Below are 4,425 nucleotides of genomic sequence, written 5' to 3' on the forward strand. Positions count from 1 at the left end.
CGGCCGTCGCAGCCGGACCATCCGGGAGGGCGGTGTTCGCACTGGCGGCATCCGGGGCGGCGGCCGGCCCGGCGCACACCACCCGGCCGCGTCCGGCGGCCTTGCCGCGATACATCGCGGCATCGGCGCGGGCAAGCAGGGTGCCGGCATCGCTCTCGCCGCCGCGGGCGACAGCCACGCCGATCGAGGCGCCGACATCGACCCGCGCCGCGATGCCGGTCAGGTCGTAGGGGGCGCTCAGGGCCCGGAGGATCTTGGTGGCCACGGCGGCGGCATCGCTCTCGCTGTGAACCATCGGCAGCACCACCACGAACTCGTCGCCGCCGAGGCGGGCGACCGTATCCTCGGCGCGCACGCAGGCGCGGATGCGGCCGGCCACATGTTGCAGCAGCTCGTCGCCGGCGGTGTGTCCCCACGTGTCGTTGACTGGCTTGAAGCGGTCGAGATCGATGAACAGCACGGCCGCGGGCAGGTCGAGCCGCTCGCTGCGCGCCAGCGCCTGTCCCAGACGGTCGTCGAGCAGGGTGCGGTTGGGCAGGCCGGTGAGGGCGTCGAAGTTGGCCCGCCGCCACACCTCGTCCTCCCGGCGCTTGCGCTCGGTCACGTCGGAAATCAGCGTCACCGAGCCGATAAGCCGGCCGTCGCGGTCGTGCAGGGCGCTGGAAACGATGCGCTCGGCAAACGACGTGCCGTCCTTGCGGCGGTTTTCGATCTCGCCTTCCCACGAGCCCTTGCTGCTCACCGATTCCGTCAGCGCGGCCGCCAGCGATTGATCCGGGCCGGTGGGCAGCAGGATGCGCGCGTCGACGCCCAGCACGTCGGACTGGCTGTACCCGGTGATGACGCAGAACGCCCGGTTGACCTGAACGATCCGGCCGTTCCCATCGGTCACCGCAATGCCTTCGGAGGTGGCGTCGAACACCCGCTGGCTGATGAGCAGCCGTTCTTCGAGCCGGATGACATCGGTAATGTCGGAGATGGCGATGACCGCGCCGCCCGGGCGGCCGCTGTCGTCGGGCGGCAGGCGGCGGCTGGAAATCGCCGCCCAGACGCGCCGTCCGTCCTCGCCCTCGGCATAATAGAGTTCGTCCTGCAGGTCTTCGCGCAGGGCCCGGCGGCTCGGCCGGGCCTCGTCGGCAACGCGGACGCCCTCATGGGTGAAGATCGGTTTGCTGCGCTGCTGCAGGCCGTCGTCGTCGGTGGCCAGAATGGCCAGCGCCGACCGGTTCCACCGCGTGATGTGGCCGTCGCCGTCCAGCACGATCATGCCGGCCGTCACCACGTCGAACAGGCTGCGGTAGAGTTCTTCGCTGGCCTTCAGGCGGGCTTCGAGGGCCGCGCGCTCGGTAATGTCGTGGACGAGGGAATAGAGCAGCCGGCGGCCGTCGATCTCGATCGGGCTCGGATAGACCTCCACCGTGCGCACTTCGCCCGAGGCGAGGCGGTGGCGGAACACGAACATCTGCTGCCGGCCGCTCAGCGCGTCATTCATGGCCTGCAGCGAGGCGGCGAACGGCTGGATGTTGATGCGGTCGATGCGCATGCCCGCCAGCACATCGGCCGGATAACCATAGAACCGGCTCGCCGCCCTGTTGGCGAACACGATGCGGCCGGTGGCGGGATCGGTGATGTACTTGACCGACAGATTGTGCTCGAAAATGTTGAAATAGAGCGCCTTCTGCTGCTTCAGGGCCCGGTTCTGCCGCACGCCGTGCACCGCAAGGCCGCTCGCCGCCAGCGCCAGCCCCAGCACGAGGCCGACGCCGACGCGGTTGCCGAAGCGGTCGAGCGCGATCTCCGCCTCGAACGCCGACAGCATGTCGGGGGTCGCCAGCCCGACGAAGGCGACGACGGGCAGGCCGTCGACGCGGTTCCACGCAAAAAGGCGCTCGACCGGCTCATGGGTCGCCATGGCAATGAAGGTGCCGGTGGCCGGGGCATCGAGGGGCAGGTAGGGCCGGTGCGGATTGACCGCCTCGCCGAGCAGGGCCGGCATGCCGCTGTTGCGGGCAATGTAGGAGCCGTCGGGAATGTGGGCGGCGCCGACGGTGTCGCGCGGGCCAAGGCCGATGCGTGCCATCTCCCGCGAGAAATAGAGCGGCGAGACCGACATTTCCAGCACGCCGGCGAAGTGCCCGTCCGTTTCGAGGCGGCGCATGAACGGCAGCTCCCAGCGCCGGCGGACGGCGCTGAACTGCGGCCGGGCAATGAGCACGTCATCGCCGCGGGCCTGCTGCAGGGTCTCAAAAAGCGGGCTGCCGGCCAGATTGCGGCCTGCCGCGCCGGCGGCCGTGGTCGCGATCAGCCCGCCATCGGCGGCAAACACGCTGATCTGCGGCTCGGTGCCGGCGGGCATCAGGGCAAACATCTTGCGGGCTTCGTCGGTGAAGCGGGCGGGGTCCGTGTTCCATGACGAGCGCAGGCTGCGCAGCACGAAATCGGCGTTGCCGAACGACAGGGCGAACTGCTGGCGCACAGCCTCGGCCAGTTGCTGCGCCCGCTCGCGGCCGGTGTCGAGAATAGCCTGACGCTGGGCCGCGTAGGCCTGCTCGGCCTGATGCAAATAGATCGTGCACAGGCCGAGAACGGCAAGAAAGCCTGCAACGATCAGAAGCTCCGCTCGTAGCCATTTGAACATGGTGGCCTGCGATTCTGCGTAAGCGCGCATCGGTGTTTTTTTGAGGGTGTTTGGAGCCAACCTCAACTCCGGGAAATTCCGGGTTCGGTTGCGGAACCGGGTCACCCTGACCGGCTCTGCGGGGATAACACCCTGCCTTCCTTGCTCCGGCCTGTTGGCGGCAGCGCGGCAGTCTGCGGGCCTGCGCCGGGCTTTCGCCGGCGGTGCGGGCACAAAAAAAGCCACCGTCGGTCCTGCTTTCGCGGACCGGCGGTGGCCGGGTCTGTCGGTCGGTGTCTGTCTCGGGGTTTGCGGGGAAGCCGGCGCGGGCTTCAGGCCGGCTGCGGCACGGTGGCCGGGGCGAGGCGGCGCTTCAGCAGGCCGAGCAGCACCGTGGTGAACACGGTTCCGGCGACGAGCGCCACCAGATAGCCGCCGAGATTGGTGACGGCATTGGGAATGGGCAGCACGAAAACGCCGCCATGGGGCACGCGCAGCAGGCAGCCGAAATACATCGACAGGCCGCCGGCGAGGGCGGAACCGGCCATCAGCGCCGGGATGACGCGCAGCGGATCGCGCGCGGCAAACGGAATGGCGCCCTCGGTGATGAAGGCAAGGCCCAGCACCGCCGCCGCGCCGCCGGCCTCGTGCTCGTCGGGCGTGAAGCGGCCGGGAAACAGCTTCGTGGCCAGCGCGAGGCCGAGGGGCGGGGTCATGCCGGCAACCATGGCAGCGGCCATCGGACCATAGACGCCGGAGGCGATGAGGCCGGTGGAGAAGGTGTAGGCCGCCTTGTTGACCGGGCCGCCCATGTCGAACGCCATCATGGCGCCGAGCAGCATGCCAAGCAGGATGCCGTTGGCGGTGCCCATGCTGCTGAGCCAGCCGGTCAGCGTCGCCAGTGCCACGGCAACCGGCTGGCCGATGACGTAGATCATCAGCAGGCCGACGATTGCCGTGCCCAGAAGCGGCAGGATGAGGACCGGCTTCAGCCCTTCCAGATTGCGGTGCAGGCGAATGTAGCGGTTGAGCAGGTTGACGATATAGCCGGCCAGAAAGCCCGACACGATGCCGCCGAGGAAGCCGGCGCCGATGGAGGCGGCCAGCATGCCGCCCACCGCGCCGGGGGTGATGCCGGGGCGGTCGGCGATGGAATAGGCGATGTAGGCCGACAGCATCGGCACCATCAGCGCGAAGGCGTTCTTGGCGCCGATGATGAACAGCGCCTGCCCGAAGGTGTCCTTGTGGGCATCGTCATAGACATAGATGCCGCCGACGGCGAAGGCGATGGCGATCAGCAGACCGCCGGCCACCACGAACGGCAGCATGTAGGACACGCCGGTCATCAGGTGCTTGTAGACGCCGGTGCGCTCGGCCGCGCGGGCGGCCTTGGCGGCGCTGACCTCGTCGGCCAGTTCGCGCTTCTGCCCGCCGGCCGCCGGCTGCAGCTGCGCCTCCGCGATGGCCCGGCGCACAAGGCTGGCGCCGTCGCCGATGGCCGCCTTGGTGCCGGAGGAGAAAACCCGCTTGCCGCCGAAGCGCGACAGATCGACGTTGGTGTCGGCGGCGATGATGACGAGGTCTGCCGCGGCGATTTCCGCCTCCGCCAGCGTGTTCTGGGCGCCGACCGAGCCCTGCGTTTCGACATGGATGCTGTGGCCGAGGGCCTTTGCGCCCTGCTCCAGCCCTTCGGCCGCCATGAAGGTGTGGGCGATGCCGGTGGGGCAGGAGGTGATGGCGACGATTTTCAGCCGCTCTGCCGGCGCGCCGGCTGCTGCTGCTGCCGGTTTACCTGCGGCCGTCACCGG

The 4,425-nt window shown here is 69.3% G+C and carries 2 protein-coding genes; both read right to left on the reverse strand.

The window, feature by feature from the left end:
* Positions 1-2,668 (reverse strand): PAS domain S-box protein (locus tag V7067_RS06755; RefSeq protein WP_334175123.1); only part of this gene is annotated, 2,668 nt, incomplete at its 3' end.
* A gap of 281 nt (positions 2,669-2,949) precedes the next feature.
* A partial coding sequence (locus V7067_RS06760) for a fructose-specific PTS transporter subunit EIIC (RefSeq protein ID WP_334175124.1) occupies positions 2,950-4,425 on the reverse strand: 1,476 nt, incomplete at its 5' end.

The sequence above is a fragment of the Pseudoxanthobacter sp. genome (assembly GCF_036822375.1).
Lineage (GTDB): Bacteria > Pseudomonadota > Alphaproteobacteria > Rhizobiales > Segnochrobactraceae > Pseudoxanthobacter.